The organism is Shewanella sp. MBTL60-112-B2 (assembly GCF_019655055.1).
In the GTDB taxonomy this organism is placed as follows: Bacteria; Pseudomonadota; Gammaproteobacteria; order Enterobacterales; family Shewanellaceae; genus Shewanella.
Map to the genome: position 1 here is coordinate 123,861 of NZ_BPFA01000011.1, position 19,600 is coordinate 143,460.

Below are 19,600 nucleotides of genomic sequence, written 5' to 3' on the forward strand. Positions count from 1 at the left end.
ATTGAATCGGATACCAATAGCTCTATAAAATCGCGCCAGCGTTGTCGTCCAATAAGCGGCGAGAGATAATCAATCGCATGATTTCGTTGGTTCCTTCTAAAATTTGGTGTACTCGCACATCGCGTAAATGACGCTCTAGCGGGTACTCTCGAATGTAGCCATAGCCACCATGAATTTGCAGCGCGGCGTCACACACCTGAAAACCGATATCGGTAGCAAAACGCTTCGCCATGGCGCAATAAGCGGTAGCTTCAGGATCTTGTTCATCTAGCTTAAAGGCTGCCAGACGCACTAGTTGGCGTGCAGCAACAAGTTCAGTTGCCATATCAGCAAGCTTAAACTGCAGCGCCTGAAAGGCAGCTAAAGGCTTGCCAAATTGTTCGCGCTCATTCATATATTGAGTCGCACGTTCAAGCGCCGCTTGCGCGGTACCGATTGAACATGTGGCGATATTGATGCGGCCGCCATCTAGCCCCTTCATGGCAAACGTAAAGCCCTGACCTTCTTCACCTAATAGATAAGCTGCAGGAACACGTACATTTTCGAAGGTGATTTGACGCGTAGGCTGAGCATTCCAGCCCATCTTATCTTCCGCTTTACCGTAGATAACGCCTTCGGCATCAGCAGGAACTACAATCGCCGATATGCCTTTAGGGCCCGCTTCACCAGTACGGCACATAACCACTAATAACTCGGTCGCACCTGCGCCTGATATAAACACTTTAGAGCCTGAGATCACATACTCGTCACCTTCGCGCACCGCTTTAGTTTGCAGTGATGCTGCGTCGCTACCTGCACCCGGCTCAGTTAAGCAATAAGATGCCAGTTTTTCACCTGTGGTGAGTGATTCAGACCACTCCTGGCGCAGTGATTCAGAGCCAAAACTGGTGACCATCCACGTTGCCATATTATGAATGGTTAGCATTGCTGTAGTTGCTGTGCAGCCCATTGATAGCTGCTCAAAAATAATCGACGAATCTAAACGTGACAGTCCCATACCGCCCTCAGATTCTGGTGAATACAAAGAGCAAAAACCAAGCTCACCGGCTTTTTGAATCACATCTTTAGGGAAGTGGTGTTCTTCATCCCACTTAGCAGCGAAGGGAGCAAGCTCCTCTCTTGCAAATTGCTGCGCGAGATCGGCAAACTGGCGTTGGTCTTCATTGAGGTTAAAATCCATCTGAGTGCTCCTGTTGTACTGTCAATTGCCTATTAAATTCACCCGTCGGTGATTCAGGCTTTGGGTCTTTGCTAACGGCTGCTCTTGCGAGTGGCTTACGTTGCAGACCTCTATTCGTTATTATTGGTTTAGTCGATGTCGCTTGTTCTGTTCTATTAGCTAATACTCTAGTTAGCGTTATTTCATTTAAGGCTAAAACGAAAATCAGCTTCAGCCCCAAATAAATTTGCCATCGCTAATGGACGGCTGTAGACAGTATTACTTAAGCTCAATCGTCATATTTGGTGCCGATGCTACCGCGATATCAGACTCGAACCAGCGTGCGGTAATAGTTTTGGTTTCGGTATAGAATCGCACAGCTTGCTTACCGTAAGCATGCTGATCGCCATAGAAACTGCCTTTCCAACCGGTAAACGAGAAGAAAGGTAATGGCACAGGAATTGGCACATTAATGCCCACTTGGCCCACTTCAATCTCATGCTGGTATTTACGCGCTGCCGCGCCACTAGCAGTAAAGATCGAGGTACCGTTGCCGTATGGGCTGTCGTTTACAATCGCAATCGCCTCTTCTAAGGTTTCAGCATTCATGCAACAAAGCACAGGACCAAAAATTTCTTCCTTATAAATACTCATATCCGTTGTGACTTTGTCGAACATGGTTGGGCCAACCCAGTTGCCTGACTCATAACCAGCAACGGTAAAATCAGTGCCATCGAGTAAGCAATCAGCGCCTTCTTCAATGCCTTTCGCAATCAAGCTAACAACTCGCTGTTTAGCGGCAGGGCTAATCACCGGGCCATAAGCGGCGTCTTTATCGTCCCAGAGGCCTGGCTTAACATTGGCAATTGCTTCTTTAAGCTCTGGGATCCACTCTTTAGCCGCGCCAACAAATACCGCAACAGACAATGCCATACAGCGCTGACCCGCCGCGCCTACCGATGCGCCAACCAAGTTATTTATTACTTGCTGCTTGTTCGCATCAGGAATGATCACGCAGTGGTTTTTAGCGCCTGCAAAAGCTTGCACACGTTTTAAGTTATCGGTGCCGGTCTTGTAGATGTATTGGCCAACATTAACCGAACCGACAAATGAGATGGCTTTAATATCTGGATGGGTCAGTAAAATATCCACTGCGGTTTTATCACCATGAACCAACTGCACCACGCCTTTTGGCGCGCCCGCTTGTTCAAAAAGTTCAATTAGGCGCTGTGGCGTCATTGGATCTTGCTCTGATGGCTTAAGAACGAATGTGTTACCGCAAGCAATCGCCAAAGGGAACATCCACAGTGGGATCATCGCAGGGAAGTTAAATGGCGTGATACCAGCACATACGCCAAGTGGTTGGGTATAGCTGTAGGTGTCGATTGAGCGCGCTACGTTTTCAACGGTTTCACCCATCATCATAGAAGCGATATTACATGCGTGTTCAGCAACCTCAATACCGCGCCAAACATCACCTTTTGCATCATCAAATGTTTTACCCGTTTCTTGGGCAAGAATGGTGGCTATCTCGTCGTGATGCTCTTTTAACAGGTGCTGATACTTAAGCATGACACGCGCACGCTCTGAAACGGGTACTTCTTTCCAGCTTTGAAACGCCGTTTTAGCACTGGCGATGGCACTGAGTACTTCAGCATCGTTCGCTGCATTAACAACGGCAATGGTTTCGTTATTCGCTGGGTTGGTCACGGCTATTTGCTTTTCGCCTTGGCCTAATACCCATTCACCGTTGATGTAATGCTTTACTTGAGTTGTCATATCGCTTCCTACTTTGGCAATGTCATTGCTGACGTTTGCAAAATGATGAACCCGCTTGGCCTATTATTATGTGGCTATACTTGCCTTGGCTCTATACGGGTCCGGTCTTGTTGATTGTGTTGATTGAGGTCTTACTAACGCTCGCTTTAGCGCTATTTAAACCTCAATCGCCATTGCTGTTGCTTCGCCGCCACCAATACACAGTGATGCCACGCCGCGCTTAAGCCCACGTGCTTTCAGGGCGTAAATTAGCGTCACTAATAAACGCGCGCCCGAGCAGCCAATTGGATGACCTAAGGCACAAGCGCCGCCGTTAACATTGACCTTATTGGCGTCGAGTCCAAGCTCTGAAATCGCGAGCATTGTCACCATGGCAAAAGCTTCGTTGATCTCATATAGATCCACATCTTCTTTAGTCCAGCTCACTTTATCGAGAAGTTTGTTCATGGCACCGACTGGTGCTGTGGTAAACATTGATGGCTCTTGCGCGTGTGTGGTGTGACCTTTAATGGTTGCTAGTACTTCAATACCTAAATCGTTAGCCTGACCACGAGTCATTAGCATTAATGCGGCTGCGCCATCTGAAATTGAGCTTGAATTGGCTGCTGTAATTGTGCCGTCTTTAGCGAATGCAGGGCGCAGTGTTGGGATTTTATCGGGGCGAGCATTACCTGGCTGCTCGTCGGTATCAACCACAACGTCACCACGACGATTAGCCACTGTGACGGACGTGATTTCATCGCTAAATGCGCCGCTATTAATGGCGTTATTGGCTTTTTCTAATGAGCTTAATGCAAAGTTATCCATCTGCTCGCGAGTGAGGTTAAAGTCATCGGCGGTATTTTGCGCAAATGTACCCATTGCGCCGCCAGTGTAAGCATCTTCAAGGCCGTCGAGGAACATATGATCGAGCACTTTACCGTGACCCATACGCATGCCGCCACGCGCTTTATCGAGTAAATACGGTGCTTGGCTCATGCTTTCCATACCACCAGCAACAACAACGTTTGCGCTACCCGCTTTAATCAAGTCATGGGCTAACATGACGGTTTTCATGCCTGAACCACAGACCTTGTTAACTGTGGTGGCGCCAACAGATAGAGGTAGCTCTGCACCTAATGTCGCTTGACGTGCTGGCGCTTGACCAAGACCTGCAGGGAGCACGCAGCCCATCAATACTTCATCGACCTGCTCACCGGCTAGACCACTTTGCTGCATCAAGCCTTTAATTGCTGTCGCGGCAAGTTTCGGTGATGCAACACTTGATAGCCCACCTTGGAAACCGCCCATAGGTGTGCGCTTTGCTGCAACAATAACAATATCTTGATCTAACTGAACTGAACTCATAATGACTCCGCTAATACGCTAGTTAACCTTTATTTAAACTGCTTTAAAGCCTTATGTCCCGTAGAGTTCGGGGCTTTGGTTGTAAGCTGTTCTGAGGTTATTCTCTAGCTAATATAAATGTGATCTTGCTCAATATTTACCACTCTGACGTTTACGCGAACGTAAAGCAAGCGCTCATTGGTCAAATATCTACCAAAGTATGAGGCGGAGTTGTCACATAGAATTTACACAAGGATGAGCGTTATGGGATAAGCGGGCAGCTATCGCTACAGCAGTAAATAAAGCTAATAGCTACAGCTTGAATATTACCGTTGAAAATGAAAGAAATAACAAAAGTGACTGAAACTAAAAAGCCGATATGCTATTGCACTATCGGCTTATTAAACTAAATTAAGGCCTGCTAGTCCTTCGACTCCCACGGCGTTATGCCGCTCATGTCATCAAGATTATATGGCGTTAACTGGTAAACATAATAATTGAGCCAATTACTCACTAATAAACTGCCATGACTGTGCCAACGCGCAATTGGTGATTTTTCCGGATCGTTATCGGTAAAGTAATTTTGCGGAATATCCGGATTAAGCCCTTGGTCTAGATCTCGCAAGTACTCATCTTTTAGCGTCGACTTTTGATATTCAGGATGACCCATCACAAACAAATTACGGTTACTTTTACTTAGCACCATGTAGGCACCAGCAGTGTCTGATTCAGTAAGCACTTGAAGATCAGGGTGAGCTCGTAACAGTTCTACATCCATTTCGGCAAAACGTGAATGTGGTGCAAAAAACTCATCATCAAATCCACGCAGCAAGGGGTAATGTTCTGTGGTACGTTTATGATTAAATACGCCTGAACGCTTATTTGAAAGTAACTTGCGATTTAAACCATAAAGATGGAACAAAGCTGCGTGGGCAGCCCAACACAAGAAAAGCACCGAAGTAACATGCTGTTGTGACCAGTCTATAATCTCGCGAATATGATCCCAATAAGACACATCGTCGAACTCGACTTGGCCAAGAGGTGCGCCAGTGATAATCAAACCATCGTAATTTTTCTGCCGAACTTGCTCAAAATCACGATAGAAATTGTTCATATGGTCGATAGAGACATGCTTAGATTCTTTGTCGTGAATACGCAATAAATCAACATCGACCTGTAATGGCGTATTACCTAAAAGGCGCAGCAGCTGGGTTTCGGTTTCAATCTTATTCGGCATTAAATTAAGAATTAATACCTTCATTGGACGAATATCTTGATTTGCAGCCCGAGTCTCAGACATAACGAAGATATTCTCTGACTCCAAAATCTCTGCCGCGGGCAGATCATCGGGGATTTTAACCGGCATAGCGCGCCTCTTTTTTCTAATTTAAGTAACCAATCAGAAAGAGACGCGCCGGCTAAACTAACTCAATGCAAGTCTATTTAGCGTGCCACCTTCTGTACTAATACTGACATTGGCTCACTTGAATCCAGATCGATTCGGTAAGCCTGGGTATTAATAAACATCAACTTATCATTCAATGTGATACGCGCACCTACATTATAGGTGTGACCATCTTCAAATTGATCTCTATTAATTAAAAACTGAAATGGTACAGGGGTACTAACGTCATTGCGCTCAAACTCAGCTATCACCTCGGCAGGGGCATCCATTAAAGACACGTCCTGAACCTGCACGGTAATTACCGCATCTTCAGGCAACGCCATACGCTCCTTGTACCAAACCTCACCATGGATCTCCACCACAGCATTAGATGTTGCACAACCCGTCAACATACTTGCTGCTACCGCTAGAGGTAATAAAGGTTTAAACCACTGTTTCATATTTATGCTCCTAATAATACATTAAGACTTCTGGAAGTCTATATGTCCGAACTTGAATTTTATATCAGTTAATTTTTCAGCTAAGTAAGCTTATAGATTCAAATCTGATTTACTGCTCTATCTAGCCGCTCAAACAAGAGAACACATTCTCACTATCCGTATCACAGCAACAGACAATTAATCTTGTTCTAATACACTTATCTTTCTATGATAGGTTACCTATTCGAAGTCGAATACCCATATGACACAAGCAACTGCAATAATTGTGGGCGCTAGCTCATTACTTAGCCGTGAAATTGCAAAACAACTTGCAGATGAAGGCGTTGAACTGGCCCTATTAGCACAAGATCCACAGTCTCTTATCGAGTTTAGCCAATCCTTGCCCACTAAGGCGCAGGTATTTCCGCTGCAAATCGACGAGCCCGATGCCATTATTAGTACCATGAATGCCGTTTGGCAATCTCTTGGTGGCGCTCATCTGATTTTGGTCAATACTGGTCTCACCCATTATGATCCAGAACTGCCTTGGCAACCTGAGCAAGATATCATTACTGTTAATGTGCAAGGCTTCTCTGCCATTTGCAATACAGCATTTAGACTATTTCGCGACCAAGGCTATGGCCAATTAGCTGCAATTAACTCGATTGCGGGACTAAGAGGCGGTCCAAGTGTGGCTTATCACGCCTCTAAAGCTTATGCGCAAAATTATTTCGAAGGCTTAAGCATGCACGCCCAGCGCTTAAAGCTGCCTATCACTATTACCGATATTCAATTAGGTATGTTAGATAAGGCCGCTATGCAGCAAAACCGTCTTTGGCTATCGCCATTGCCTGTTGTTGCAAACCAAATCATCAAGGCGATGAAGAGCGGTAAGCGTAAAGCATATGTAACTAAACGCTGGCGCCTAGTTGCCTGGTTAACCAAAGGCTTACCTGAGTTTGTCTATAATACTCGCCATTGGAAAACCAAAGCGCAGAAAAAAGCTGAACGCGCTGCGAAGAAAGAATCGAAATAACGACTGCTATTGTGTATGAAACATAAAGGAGCCAATTGGCTCCTTTTTAATGGGTAAGACTTGCCTAAAATGCTTTAGAAAGTATAACCAACACTGATCATGTAAACCCAAGGGTCGATGTCTGTTTCAACTTTCTGGGCATCACCTAAGTAGTTAAACTTCACATCAGTACTGATCTGCGCATACCAAACTGACGCATTCACTAACCAGCTGTCATTGATTTGATAATCAAGGCCTACCTGAGCCGCTAAGCCCCATGAATTTGACATACTTAAATCGGTTAATGCACCACCTAAATCATTGGTAAATTCATTGTCAAAGAAGTTGGTGAAGTTAACACCAGCACCAATATATGGGCGTAACTTAGAGTTTGCATCACCAAAGTAATACTGAGCGACTAACGTTGGTGGTAAATGCTTAGTTTCTGCAATCTTACCAACACCGTCTAAAGATACATCGTGGCTAAATGGAGTAGCGGCTAACAACTCGATACCTATGTTGTCAGTCAACATGTAACCGAAGTTCAAACCTAGCTGAGTATTATCGCCAACACTAAACTCACCTAAGCCTAAAACATCTTGGCTAGACTCATTCGGGGCAACTACTGCAACACCGGCACGGACGATGATATCGCCAGCTTGGTGAGCTAATGCAGAAGAGGTAAAACCTGTGGTTAGTAGGGCGGTGGCTATCAAACTAGAAACGATTTTTTTATTCATCATACTACTCCATTAATACAACATATAGCGCTGTCTTTATTATCAATTTCCTTACATTTGTGTGCATCCTGCCAGATCAACATTGAGCAACTTTTGATCTAAATCAAAGTCGCTGCCGAATACCCACTTCGACATACCTCAAAAATGATCAAGATCACACTAACCAAACATATATTGAAGTCGCACCTTTGAATTTAGTGATGAGCGCACATATTGTTCACTAAATGATCCAGAGATCAAATTGCATAATTGACTGATACCAATTGCATTAAGAGTCTGTTTATTCAGTGGGAATTCAAAGCGCTGAAGGCAAGCTGGGAACTTGAAGCTAATAGTTATTCTATATCGAGAGTTTCAGGTGCAGCATGCAGTGCTTTGAAATCCACCCGAAGGAGTAACTGGGAAATGTGAAACTGAAGTGGGTGAAGACGTATAAATGGTCGGTAGATGTTCACTGGCGGTGCTGTAAACAGTAAAAAGCTGATGTCTTCAACCCCTTTTACTACAGCTTTAAGCGCGTACTTTTAAAATCAAAATGTTCTACTGTGCACAGTATGTAGTTCAACTTACTCTCATATCGCACGTTTCAGTTGCGCATCAATTTGAGTATTTGTGGGAGATGGGATCGGTAATAACAATCGTGTCGCCTCGGAGCATATAGTTTCCACCATGCAAGTCCATCACACCGTGGTCATCTACAAAGCTGAGCACATCAAATAGCGTTTTTAGTAGTTCTTCATGATCATCAATAATCTGATCGTCTATCACTACTGGCTTGCGCTCATCCGAGCTCATATAAAAATGGCTTCTTGGCTCCTGAATTTGTTCGACAAACTCATCGGCTGTTTGTACTTGGTCGTTAAAAGGCTTTTTTGGATCGGCAAATGGCAAGGTCATAGTGCGTAACGTTCCCCACAACTTACCAAAATCATAATCATGAAAATGGCTAGGACGGGTTGGTTCTGTGCCGTCATCGCTTATATCTTCAAGTCGCTCCATCACATAAAAGCGCACAATTCGTCCGCTACAGAGCTCAACAGTGTCCTCTCTATGAATGGTTGGAACATGGGGGTTATCTTGATTTTCAGGGCGCATGCACCAGCGTGCAAATAGGTAGTAGCCATCAATTTTGCTGTTGCACAGCTTAACGACTTTGTCTGGCTCTCCAGGCATTTCATATACTTCGGCGTAGATCCCGGTGGCGATCAAATCAAGCTCGGTAAACCGCTCCAGATATATAGATACATCATCAACCCGATGGATCTCCTCTGCGGTCGCCAACTCTTTAATTTCTTTTATCGCATCAAGATATGGATCCATCGATTAAACCACCATTTACAGCAAGAACAAATTGAGAAGTCCCCATGGCAAGCGATACAAACAGCCTCAATAGGAATGGGGCATCGTTTGCGTAATCAATACTAATGTATTAGTGATTCTTGCTCATAAGTTCATCACCGACCATTATCTCGCAGCTTAGGGTAGGTTTGCAACCACGCCTTTTGCCTCAGTCTCAGCTTAAATACCCTTCGTTTAACTTTGGGATTATGTTGCAATGACAAATCGAATAGGCAAGCTAAATCAAACGGACTGTGCAGGGTCAATTCAACAGGTTGTGATGAAGCAGATAATTCAAATGTTGATGAAGACGTTAATATTGAACTAGCGGTGAGCTGACTGCTCACTCCTATAGCGGTTTGCTTTTCCGGCCAATAACTCATGGCATCTAAGCTAGATGCATATTGATGATGCTGATTACGCAGATGCATTCTCGCTTGATTCTTAACAGACCATGGATACATAGGTGCAATTCGATTTAGCTCGGCTTCAATTTGGGCATCTCTATCAGCGGATATATCATTGGGATCAAAATAAATAAAATCGATATCGTTAAGTTCTGTCTGGATATTATGCAGTTTGTCCCACACTAAGTTTCTGATAAAACCTGCCGCTAACATCCAATCATCAAGCTTAAGTTGCTCAGCGATACGCAATGCATTGAGTCGATAATCATCTTCGAGTAACCACTGCTTTATTTGAGTTTCAAAGCCAAGCTCTGCGATTAAGTCGCCATCATTTTTTTGATTCATGCTTTTCCTAGCAAAATGAATTTTCCAGCAGGCTTAGCTTCTAACTGGATTGGTTCCAAAAGCCGACTTAATTCAGGCAATAAAAAAGGAGCTTAAGCTCCTTTTACGATAATGATGATTTAAGGGGCTGCTACAGCCTTCATCAATACCTCTGTGGTGTATTTATTATTGTTGATCACAGGGAAGCGATCGTAGGTCTGAAATATTACTCGCCCTTGATATTGGATCATCGCCACCACCCCGTAATTGATACTGTTATCTATGCTATCTGCGGGGAGCAGAAACTTAAATGGCACTGGCGCTCTAACAATATTAAAGTTCTTCTGCGCCACAATCACGCCCGGCGTATCGAGATCAATAATCGCAATCGTTATGGCACTACCTTGAGGAAGAGGTAACTTTTCTAAGTAACCCGCGGCACCATTAACAATCACTGGCGGTTCTTCTTTGACGGTCACACACGCCGTCAATACCAAGGCACATAAGAGTACGATGCTTTTCTTCATTAATGAGATCATGATTCTAATCCTGAATATCAAATATAAACTTTAGTCGCTGCTATGACTGCTTTGTCATACGGATGAGGCCTTCCTGGGTTGCAGACGCCACCAACTCACCTTGTTGATTAAAGAACTGGCCTCTTACAAAGCCTCTGCCACCGCTAGCATTAGGGCTGTCGATGCTATACAAAAGCCACTGACTGAAGTCGAACGGACGGTGGAACCACATCGCGTGATCGATCGTAGCCATTCGCATTCCAGGAGTCAAAAATGACACTCCATGTGGCTGTGCAGCCGTCACCAAAAAGTTAAAGTCTGATGCGTAGGCGAGCAAGTAATCATGCACACAAAAATTATCAGGTAACTTGCCATTGGCGCGGATCCACACATGACGAATAGGCTCGCTGGCTTTAGGTGCGATAGGATCACTTGGGTTGACTAAACGCATCTCAATCGGCGTATCAGCCATAAACTTCTCAAGTACTTTCGACGGCACCTTGTCTCTCAGTGTCATCGCTAACTCTTGTTGGTTAAGCAGTCCTTCAGGCCCTTGCACATCAGGCATTATCGCTTGATGTTCATAACCTGCTTCCGCGGTTTGAAAAGAGCAGGTCATATAAAATATAGGCCGGCCTTTCTGGATGGCTTTAACTCTTCGCGCGCTAAAACTGCCGCCATCGCGCATGATTTCAACATCATAAACGATTGGCAGCTTTTCATCACCCGCACGTAAAAAATAGGAGTGTAAAGAGTGAACCTTGCGATCAGAACTCACTGTACGCTTCGCTGCGCTTAGGGCTTGCCCCATCACTTGACCACCAAACACATGCCCAAAACCAAGGTCCTGGCTCTGGCCACGAAACAGTCCCTCTTCGATCTGTTCTAAAGAAAGTAACGCTAAAAGATCATCTAGTACTTGGCTCATTACAACCCAAAAAATCAGCTAATTATGGGCGTAAGCTTAACTCAAGATCCCCTAAGCTCGCCAGTTTTACTCTATATCTATGTGTCGCTGATTGGCCGATGCCTTTGCCCAAGCAAGTACCTGAGCCTCGCCACTTCGATGTATGGTAACGGGTTTTGCATGATAGAGCTCATGCCAGCGTTCGGTTATGATCTCAGGTGTACAGTCCTCAGCATTAAACCTTCCAGGCGCAAACTCAACTAAAGCAGCGTGACTTATTCCACCAGCAGCGGCGAGTAGATGCTCCCCAGAAGGGCTTTTGGAGCTACAAAGGTACAACATGGTTGCGGTAACGGTTGTTTTTGAAAAGAGTGGTTTCACCGTAGACGCTAAATGCGATGCCGTCATCGACGTTACGGCATGTGGAATGATGCTATTGACCTTAATACCGTGTTCGGCCCCTTCAAGGTGTAGGCTGTTAACCAGTCCCATCACTGCCATCTTACTGGCGCTAAAACTGGTTTCATACATGTCGCCATAGACAGAGCTCGCGCTACTCATTACTACTCGGCCATAGCCTTGGCGCTTCATCAAAGGCCAGACGGCCTGGGTCATATAGAAGGTGCCATTAAGATCGACGTCTAACTGATGCTTCCAGTTCGATGCACTCATCTGCTCGAATGCACAGGGGTTATGAATGCCTGCATTATTAATTAATATATCAACTCGGCCCCAGCACTGCAGCACATCATCGAGCATCGTATTGATGTCAGCAGAGTTAGTGACATCCACAGCAAAAGACTTAAATTCTCCACCGAGATCGGTTATCGCCTTTCCACAGGATTTCAAACCTGAATGAAACTCTAAGTTTAACCTTGTACTTGGGGCAACATCCTTTGTTTGAGTCGTTTCGTTATCCACTAAAACGACTCTTGCTCCTCGCTCAGCTAAGGCAATCGCATAGGCTCTTCCTAATCCCGATGCAGCTCCTGTAACTATTGCGACCTGTCCCTCAAAACGCATAGCTTCGACCCCTAAGCAAATCTGCTAATTACAAATGTAGTCGTTGGCAACAATGACAGCTGCCACCTATATCTCAAGCGAGAATGACAGCGCACATTCTTAATGCTCACTTTAAAGATGTAATATTGCATACACCCCTGCCTAACAGGTGTGCGCTAGTTCAAAAATATGCAATGAATCAATCCGAAAAATGATAATGCTCAGCAAAGTGTTAAGCCGACCACTTTTGCAGTTATAAAATCCACTTTTTAGAAGTTGTTAAATTTGCTATGCTTGCGCCAATTAATTTTAATCTTTATGTCATCCTGCTTTGATGTAAACCTCTGTAAGTAAATATAAACCATGAATCCTTGGATACTTGCCATCCGCCCTCGCACTTTGCCTGCGGCGATTGGACCACTGCTGGTTGGTAACATGCTCGCACTGCAACTTGAGCAATTCAGCTTATTCATTGCTGTCACCTCAATGCTTTGCGCCCTGCTACTGCAAATTGCAGTTAACTTAGCCAATGACTATTTCGACTTTAAGAGCGGTGTTGATACTGCAGAGCGCTTAGGGCCTGTTCGCGTGACCCAGAGCGGCATGCTGACTCCAACAGCCGTGCGTAATGCGATGATCTTGTGCCTGGTATTAGCATTGCTCGTTGGTTCTTTTCTTATCTACCATGGTGGCTTACCGATTGCCTTCTTAGCGGCAGCGGCCGTTCTTGGCGCCTTAGGTTATAGCGGTGGTCCTTACCCGTTAGCTTCCCATGGCTTAGGTGAAGTCGCAGCATTTGTGTTTTTTGGCCTTGTGGCAGTAGTCGGCAGTTACTTTTTACAAGCCGGTGAAACGACAACTAGCGCTTGGTTACTTGGTAGCGCTATCGGCTTTTTAAACGCGGCGATTATGTTAGTTAATAACACCCGCGATATGGAAACCGACATTAAAGCCGGTAAAAAAACCTTAGCGGTTCGTATGGGACTTGAGCAATCTCGTATTTTCTACCAAAGCTTTGTGTTCTTGCCGTTTGCTATCATTATCGCAGGCTTCTTTATGGGCGCACTACCAGGCCTGCCAGTACTATTGGCAGGGCTTGCCTTTATCATGGCAAGGACCTTAAGCCGTGACTTTAATGAAGTGAAAGGCGCTGCACTTAATCCCTTACTTGGACGTACGGCAAAACTGACCATGATATTTAGTGCACTATTTAGTGCCGGTTTGCTGCTTGATATCTTCATTGGCTAGCCAATGGAACAGAGCTAAAATCAAAAAAGCCTATCATCTGATAGGCTTTTTTATGCGAGTAACCTGTCTATAAACGATTAAATCTTATGAAGACTACGATCACTGCTCCAATTTAAGTGATACTTTTCACCAGCGGGCTTGTCAGTTCGCTCGAAAGTGTGAGCGCCAAAATAGTCACGCTGTCCTTGAAGTAAACTCGCAGGCAAAGTTTCGCAGCGATAACCATCATAATAAGCCAGAGCTGAGCTGATACAAGGTGCCGGAATACCACTGAGTACCGCATTCGATACTGTCACTCGCCAAGCTTGCTGCTTTGCCGACAAAGCTGAAGAAAAGGTTTCTGCCATCAACAAGTTTTCGAGCTTACTATCTTGCTGATAAGCCTGAGTAATCGACTGTAAGAATGTGGCACGAATTATACAGCCTGCTCGCCAAATCTTAGCTATCTCAGCAAAATCTAACTGCCAGCCCTGCTCTTTCGCTTGCATTGCCATTAGCTGAAAACCTTGGGCATAACAAGATACTTTGGCACAATACAATGCATTTTCAAGTTGGTCGATAAAGGCGTGTTTATCGATATTCTCTAGCGATTTACTTGGCCCCGACAATTGCTGGCTTAGCTGCTGGCGTTGAGTTTTTTGAGTACTCAGGGCGCGAGCATATACAGCCTCGGCGATTGTCGGCGCTGGGCAACCTATTTGCAGGCTGCTTACTGCCGTCCACAACCCTGTACCTTTTTGGCCGGCCTTATCTAGAATCATTTCAACCAGTGGTGCGCCCGTTAATGGATCGGCCTGTTTGAGTACATCTGCACTTATCTCCATCAAATAGCTATTTAAGCTACCTTGATTCCAGCGCTCGAATACGCCGCCCACTTCAGCTGCGCTTAATCCTAAACCTTGGCTCAACAATTGATATGCTTCGCAAATAAGCTGCATATCGGCATACTCAATGCCGTTATGCACCATCTTCACATAATGACCAGAACCTGCAGGGCCGATATAAGTGGTGCAAGGCTCGCCATCAATCACAGGGTTGCCAGGCTCAAAACGTTCAATCGGTAGGCCTGTTTTAGCATCGACTTTAGCGGCAATCGCTTGCCATATTGGCTCAATTCGACTCCAAGCGATTAAGCTGCCACTTGGCATTAAAGACGGGCCAAAACGCGCACCAACTTCACCGCCTGAAACCGCGCAGCTAAAGAAGGAAAAATCTTTGCTATAACGCTGCTCACGCTCAATGGTGTCAGTCCACAAACTGTTACCTGTATCAATAACGATATCATCGCTTTCAATACCCGCTTCTATCAGAGACTTACAGACACCATCGACAGGCGCCCCAGCAGGAACAGACAGCAACAGTACTCGTGGCTTTTCTAATTTAGATAACATTTCAGAAAGATTGTTACAGCCTAAGATCCGCGGTTCTGTTATCTGCTTTAGGTATTGTTTACGCTCACGTTCTTCTTGCTGCACAGTGTCTTGCACTTTATGTTCATCAAGATCGAACGCAGCCACTTTATACTGGTTATCGGCTATATTAAGCGCAAGGTTCTTGCCCATTACACCTAAGCCAATTACACCGATATCATAAAGCTGATTTTGGTTATTCATGTAGATTAGTTCCGTAGGTCACAGAGAGTTACCCATCTATTATTTTGTAAAAGCAACAATAAAGATATTCACTTAATGAGATGATGGGTTTAATTTTGTTAGCGATTATACAGACTTTGGTAACTTAATTACCAGACAAAGCAAAATGAGTTAACAATTAAGTATTAATAATAGGCATTAATTATGAACAATAAATTTAGTTCAAAAACAAGAAAGCTGAAACCTAAGTTTCAGCTTTCTTGTTTACTTTTACAGGTTAAGACTAACCCATCAATACGCAGCGTTCTGTAGTAACGCTGTCACGTTCACTAGGCCGCAGGCCGTTCGCCGCTTCTTGCTCAGCTTGTACCCTCTCAGCCTTCCCTAGGACCTAGAACCTGCTGGAGCTAAAACCTGCTCTTCCTAGCACCGTCTTTGCTTAAACATGGGCATCAGCATAACCCATGCGGGTTAAGGTGTTACGCACAATATCTAATGTGGCGGGATCTTCGATAGTTGCTGGTACCTTGTAGTTTTGGTTATCGGCAATATTACGCATGGTGCCGCGTAAAATCTTACCACTGCGAGTCTTAGGCAACTTTTGCACCGCGCTCACTAACCTAAATGAAGCTACCGGACCTATCTCTTGACGCACTAAACTCCTTAGTTGTCGGTTAAGTTCATCCTCATCCAGCGTAACTCCTTTCTTCAATACCACCAGCCCTAACGGTACTTGGCCCTTTAGTACATCTTTTACGCCAATGACTGCGGCCTCAGCAACAGCTTCATGCTGGCAGAGCACCTCTTCAAAACGCCCGGTAGATAATCTGTGACCGGCCACATTAATGATGTCATCGATTCGGCTCATAATATACAGATAGCCATCTTCATCTTTATAACCCGCATCGCCAGTTAAATAGTAACCCGGATACATTGACAGATAGCTATCTTGATAGCGCTGCTCGTTTTGCCAGAGCGTGGTCAGTGTACCGGGTGGTAATGGCAATTTAATCACCACATTGCCTGATTCATTAGCGCTAACTTCATCGCCCATTACATCGACAACATCAATTTGATAACCGGGCACCGCTAATGCAGGCGAACCCGCCTTGACCTTGACTGGTGCATAGCCCATCAAGTTAGCCGCTACTGGCCAACCAGTTTCAGTCTGCCACCAGTGGTCAATCACAGGTTTTCTTAATCTATCTTCTGTCCAATGCAAGGTATCGGGATCGCAGCGCTCACCGGCGAGAAACACCGTCTTTAAGCAACTTAAATCGACATCCTTAAGAAAGTCGCCATAAGGATCATCTCGCTTAATCGCGCGAATAGCCGTTGGTGCGGTAAAGAAGCTCTTCACCTTATACTGAGCAATCGTTCGCCAAAATGCCCCAGGATCAGGCGTACCAATAGGTTTGCCTTCATACATAATGCTGGTCGCGCCGACTAATAACGGCCCATAAACAATATAGGAATGACCGACAACCCAGCCCACATCCGATGCAGCCCAAAACGTATCGCCGCAGTCGATGTCATAAATATGCTTCATCGACCAAGCAAGTGCCACTGCATGGCCGCCATTATCGCGCACTACACCTTTAGGCTGACCCGTAGTGCCTGAGGTATACAGAATATACAGTGGGTCGTTTGCATCAAGAGGCTGGCAATCGATATCAGGCGCAATAGCAACGGCGCTTTGCCAGTCTTGATCTCGCTCAGGTAAAAGCGTGGCCTCTAGCTGACTTCTATTTAATATCAGGCAAGAATCGACTTGATGGGAAGCTTGAGCTAGCGCGGCATCCAGCAGAGGCTTATAGGCGATTACACCTGAAGGCTCAATGCCGCAGGAAGCCGACAGTATAAGCTTAGGTTTAGCATCATTAATACGGGTTGCCAGTTCATTTGCAGCAAAGCCACCAAATACCACAGAGTGAATCGCGCCAATACGGGCACAGGCTAGCATGGCGAAAGCTGTTTCTGGCACCATGGGCATATAGATCACCACTCTGTCGCCTTTCTTAACGCCGATGGAGTCCATATAACCCGCGAGTCGACTCACCTGCGCCTGCAGTTCTCGATAAGAGATCCCATATTCACAGTCGGTAACCGGGCTAACATACTGCAAGGCTATTTGCTCGCCTCGCCCAGCTTCTACATGTCTGTCGACGGCGTTGTAGCAGGTATTCATCTTGCCACCTTTAAACCAATGATAAAAAGGCGCCTCGCTTTTATCTAAGACTTTATCCCATGATGAAAACCAATCAACCTTGCTTGCTGCCTCAGCCCAGAATGATTCTGGTACGGAGATGGATTTGGCATGTAGCTGCTTATTTTTATCTATCACAATGCTGACTCCACTTGCTAACACTCAGCTAAATAAGGCTCTACCGCAATAGATAGCGAGCAATTTATGTTCATTTATGCTTAAGCGCATTATGCTCCTGCGTTCAAAAAATCCCCATTAGACCTTAGAATAGGTAGTAACAAGCCATATCCGCATTCAGTCTTACATTGCAAACCACATACTAACTATTTGTTTTAAAACTACAAACTAACCTCACCCCGTCATTCGGCAGTGTGATTATTCATATGTTCTCAAGCTTTGTGGCAAGTGCAATTGACATGAAAATCACTTTCATCACTCGAGGCAAACTTTACCTTTACGTAAACTTCATATATCGTGCAATTAATGTAAACAAATATGGTGTTTTTTGATGGTAGAGAATCAACTCTCACAAACGACATACTCAATTAGTGAACTATCTAAAGAGTTTGATATCACTACCCGTAGTATTCGTTTCTATGAAGATCAGGGCCTATTAAAGCCTAAACGCCGTGGTCAGACACGGATCTACAACCTTAAAGATAGGGTAAGACTCAAGCTTATTTTACGGGGTAAGCGTTTAGGTTTTTCATTGGCAGAAACCAGACGTTTATTCGAACTTTACGATGCAGATAAGAATAGCAGTAGCCAACTACACACCATGCTTGAGCTAGTAGAAGAAAAGAAAGTCTCATTGCAGCAGCAAATGGACGATATCAAAGTGGTGTTAATGGAGCTCAATTCTGCCGAGCAACAATGCCGCGATGCATTAGCCAACAATGCTCAATAAAGGGCAAGCGCTAATATCAAGTCATTATATAAAGCATAATTTAACCATCTAATAAATAAGATGGATTTAGCAAGTATCACGGCAAAGATCAGTGAGCTTAAAACCAGACACATTGACAGGACACAAGCAAATGACTCAACTCTACACATCTCTAAACTTCGGCCTTGGTGAAGACGTCGATATGCTGCGTGATGCAGTACAAAGTTTTGCCGCAAATGAGATCGCTCCTTTAGCAGAAAAAACTGACCGAGATAACGCCTTTCCCAATGAGCTGTGGCCGGTGTTAGGAGATATGGGTCTATTGGGCGTAACCGTATCTGAAGAATATGGCGGCGCAGAGATGGGCTACCTAGCCCACGTGGTAGCCATGGAAGAGATCTCGCGTGCTTCAGCATCAATTGGCCTAAGTTACGGCGCCCATTCAAACCTTTGCGTTAATCAAATCAACCGTAATGGTAATAGTGAGCAAAAAGCCAAATACTTGCCAAAGCTGATCACCGGAGAGCATATCGGCGCACTCGCCATGAGTGAGCCTAATGCGGGTTCAGATGTAGTTTCGATGAAGCTACACGCGCGCAAAGAGGGTGACAGATACATACTCAATGGCAACAAGATGTGGATCACCAACGGTCCAGATGCGCACACCTATGTGATCTATGCCAAAACTGATTTAGATAAAGGGCCTCATGGCATTACTGCATTTATTGTAGAACGTGGCTTTAAAGGCTTTAGCACTGCACAAAAGCTCGACAAGTTAGGTATGCGTGGCTCAAACACCTGTGAGCTGGTATTTGAAGACTGTGAGGTTCCAGAAGAGAACATTCTTGGCGGCCTAAACAACGGCGTAAAAGTACTGATGAGCGGCCTTGATTATGAGCGTGTTGTCTTATCTGGTGGCCCACTTGGCATTATGACCGCCTGTATGGATATCGTAGTGCCATACATTCACGAGCGTGAGCAGTTCGGTAAATCAATCGGCGAGTTCCAGCTAGTTCAAGGCAAGCTTGCCGATATGTACACGGGTATGAACGCTGCAAAATCTTATATCTACAACGTGGCAAAATCTTGCGATCGCGGTGAAACTACCCGTAAAGATGCCGCCGGTGCCATTCTTTACTCAGCAGAGCTTGCCACCAAAATGGCATTAGATGCGATTCAGCTTCTAGGCGGTAATGGCTACGTCAACGAATACGCCACAGGCCGTTTACTGCGTGATGCCAAGCTATATGAAATTGGCGCAGGCACCTCAGAAATTCGCCGTATGCTAATCGGCCGCGAGCTATTTAACGAATCAAAATAGCCATTAGC

Annotated in this window: 17 protein-coding genes; 4 read left to right on the forward strand and 13 right to left on the reverse strand. The window is 45.1% G+C overall.

Annotation, left to right across the window (positions count from 1 at the left end):
- Positions 1–22: 22 nt before the first annotated feature.
- The 5 genes from K5Q73_RS09370 to K5Q73_RS09390 form a co-directional block, all read right to left on the reverse strand.
- The gene (locus tag K5Q73_RS09370; RefSeq protein WP_220760294.1) at positions 23–1,180 is read right to left on the reverse strand and encodes an acyl-CoA dehydrogenase family protein; all 1,158 of its coding nucleotides are present in this window, start codon (positions 1,178–1,180) and stop codon (positions 23–25) included.
- A 258-nt stretch (positions 1,181–1,438) separates the two neighbouring features.
- Positions 1,439–2,938 carry a CoA-acylating methylmalonate-semialdehyde dehydrogenase gene (locus K5Q73_RS09375; RefSeq protein ID WP_220760292.1) on the reverse strand — a complete coding sequence of 500 codons (1,500 nt, stop codon included), beginning with the start codon at positions 2,936–2,938 and terminating at the stop codon, positions 1,439–1,441.
- A gap of 156 nt (positions 2,939–3,094) precedes the next feature.
- Complete coding sequence (locus tag K5Q73_RS09380) at positions 3,095–4,285, reverse strand: acetyl-CoA C-acyltransferase (RefSeq protein ID WP_220760290.1); 1,191 nt, start codon at positions 4,283–4,285, stop codon at positions 3,095–3,097.
- Between the two features lie 400 nt (positions 4,286–4,685).
- Complete coding sequence (gene metA, locus K5Q73_RS09385; RefSeq protein ID WP_220760288.1) at positions 4,686–5,630, reverse strand: homoserine O-succinyltransferase; 945 nt, start codon at positions 5,628–5,630, stop codon at positions 4,686–4,688.
- A gap of 77 nt (positions 5,631–5,707) precedes the next feature.
- Complete coding sequence (locus K5Q73_RS09390; protein ID WP_220760286.1) at positions 5,708–6,109, reverse strand: YbaY family lipoprotein; 402 nt, start codon at positions 6,107–6,109, stop codon at positions 5,708–5,710.
- A 241-nt stretch (positions 6,110–6,350) separates the two neighbouring features.
- Here K5Q73_RS09390 and K5Q73_RS09395 point away from each other — a divergent pair, with 241 nt between their 5' ends.
- On the forward strand, positions 6,351–7,124 hold the full coding sequence (locus tag K5Q73_RS09395) for an SDR family oxidoreductase (protein WP_220760284.1): 774 nt from the start codon (positions 6,351–6,353) through the stop codon (positions 7,122–7,124).
- A 74-nt stretch (positions 7,125–7,198) separates the two neighbouring features.
- On the opposite strand, the gene ompW is transcribed toward K5Q73_RS09395, so the two are convergent.
- The 6 genes from ompW to K5Q73_RS09425 all read right to left on the reverse strand — a co-directional run bounded on the left by ompW (position 7,199) and on the right by K5Q73_RS09425 (position 12,360).
- Complete coding sequence (gene ompW / locus K5Q73_RS09400) at positions 7,199–7,846, reverse strand: outer membrane protein OmpW (protein ID WP_220760282.1); 648 nt, start codon at positions 7,844–7,846, stop codon at positions 7,199–7,201.
- A 594-nt stretch (positions 7,847–8,440) separates the two neighbouring features.
- Positions 8,441–9,163: a hypothetical protein gene (locus K5Q73_RS09405; protein ID WP_220760280.1), complete on the reverse strand. Its 723-nt coding sequence runs from the start codon at positions 9,161–9,163 to the stop codon at positions 8,441–8,443.
- A gap of 134 nt (positions 9,164–9,297) precedes the next feature.
- Positions 9,298–9,933, reverse strand: coding sequence for a nucleotidyltransferase family protein (locus K5Q73_RS09410; protein ID WP_220760278.1), 636 nt, complete (start codon positions 9,931–9,933; stop codon positions 9,298–9,300).
- A 119-nt stretch (positions 9,934–10,052) separates the two neighbouring features.
- The gene (locus tag K5Q73_RS09415) at positions 10,053–10,451 is read right to left on the reverse strand and encodes a YbaY family lipoprotein (RefSeq protein WP_220760276.1); all 399 of its coding nucleotides are present in this window, start codon (positions 10,449–10,451) and stop codon (positions 10,053–10,055) included.
- A 40-nt stretch (positions 10,452–10,491) separates the two neighbouring features.
- A complete protein-coding gene (gene tesB / locus K5Q73_RS09420) occupies positions 10,492–11,358 on the reverse strand; it encodes an acyl-CoA thioesterase II (RefSeq protein WP_220760274.1) in 867 nt (288 codons plus the stop codon).
- A 66-nt stretch (positions 11,359–11,424) separates the two neighbouring features.
- Positions 11,425–12,360: an SDR family NAD(P)-dependent oxidoreductase gene (locus K5Q73_RS09425; protein WP_220760272.1), complete on the reverse strand. Its 936-nt coding sequence runs from the start codon at positions 12,358–12,360 to the stop codon at positions 11,425–11,427.
- 342 nt (positions 12,361–12,702) lie between these two features.
- On the opposite strand from K5Q73_RS09425, the gene K5Q73_RS09430 reads away from it, so the two are divergent.
- Positions 12,703–13,587: a 1,4-dihydroxy-2-naphthoate polyprenyltransferase gene (locus tag K5Q73_RS09430; protein WP_220760270.1), complete on the forward strand. Its 885-nt coding sequence runs from the start codon at positions 12,703–12,705 to the stop codon at positions 13,585–13,587.
- Positions 13,588–13,664: 77 nt separating this feature from the next.
- Here K5Q73_RS09430 and gndA read toward each other — a convergent pair whose 3' ends face one another.
- Both gndA and K5Q73_RS09440 read right to left on the reverse strand, forming a co-directional pair.
- Positions 13,665–15,200 carry an NADP-dependent phosphogluconate dehydrogenase gene (gene gndA / locus K5Q73_RS09435; RefSeq protein WP_220760268.1) on the reverse strand — a complete coding sequence of 512 codons (1,536 nt, stop codon included), beginning with the start codon at positions 15,198–15,200 and terminating at the stop codon, positions 13,665–13,667.
- Between the two features lie 418 nt (positions 15,201–15,618).
- Positions 15,619–17,523 carry a propionyl-CoA synthetase gene (locus K5Q73_RS09440; protein ID WP_220760266.1) on the reverse strand — a complete coding sequence of 635 codons (1,905 nt, stop codon included), beginning with the start codon at positions 17,521–17,523 and terminating at the stop codon, positions 15,619–15,621.
- 370 nt (positions 17,524–17,893) lie between these two features.
- On the opposite strand from K5Q73_RS09440, the gene K5Q73_RS09445 reads away from it, so the two are divergent.
- Complete coding sequence (locus K5Q73_RS09445) at positions 17,894–18,292, forward strand: MerR family DNA-binding transcriptional regulator (protein WP_220760264.1); 399 nt, start codon at positions 17,894–17,896, stop codon at positions 18,290–18,292.
- A gap of 130 nt (positions 18,293–18,422) precedes the next feature.
- The gene (locus K5Q73_RS09450) at positions 18,423–19,592 is read left to right on the forward strand and encodes an isovaleryl-CoA dehydrogenase (protein WP_220760262.1); all 1,170 of its coding nucleotides are present in this window, start codon (positions 18,423–18,425) and stop codon (positions 19,590–19,592) included.
- Positions 19,593–19,600: the final 8 nt, after the last annotated feature.